A 543-nucleotide genomic window follows, 5' to 3' on the forward strand; every position below is an offset into this window, starting at 1 on the left:
CCGCGAGCGCGTCCGTCCCGCCGCCGGCACCATTACGGATGTCCTCGCTCAGCTGGTCCACCTGCTGGTTCGTGGCGTACAGCTGCGAGCCGTTCACCGCGTCCGTGCTCGTCGCGCTCAGGCGACCCGCGGCAACGTTCGTGATCGTGCGCTCGTTACCCACGCTGCCCACGCTCACCGTGCTCGTCGGGTTCGCTCCGGCGAACGCGTAATCCGTCCCGCCGATGGTCGCCCCAGCCGTGCCCACTGCCGCGGCCGTCACCGAGCCTGCGCCCAGCGCCACGTCACCCGCGTTGTTCGACACCGCGCCCATACCGATCGCCACCGAGTCCTCACCCAGCGCCGACGAATCCGCTCCCGTCGAGTTCGCGTGGAAGTACTTCGTACCGTTCTCGTACACGTTCGTCACCTGATCACCGATGCTCGACACCTGGTCACCGAGGTTGGTCACCTGGTCGCCCAGGTTCGTCACGTTGGTGTTGGTCTCGGTCAGCTGCGCCATGTTCACCGCATCGCCCGGGTTCACGCCTTCCGCCACATTCG

At 67.4% G+C, this 543-nt stretch carries 1 pseudogene; it reads right to left on the minus strand.

The window, feature by feature from the left end:
* Positions 1–543, minus strand: a pseudogene (locus AB4Y34_RS41945) (adhesin); the annotation flags it as partial.

Origin of the sequence: Paraburkholderia sp. BR10954 (assembly GCF_040965775.1) — a bacterium.
In the GTDB taxonomy this organism is placed as follows: Bacteria; Pseudomonadota; Gammaproteobacteria; order Burkholderiales; family Burkholderiaceae; genus Paraburkholderia; species Paraburkholderia youngii.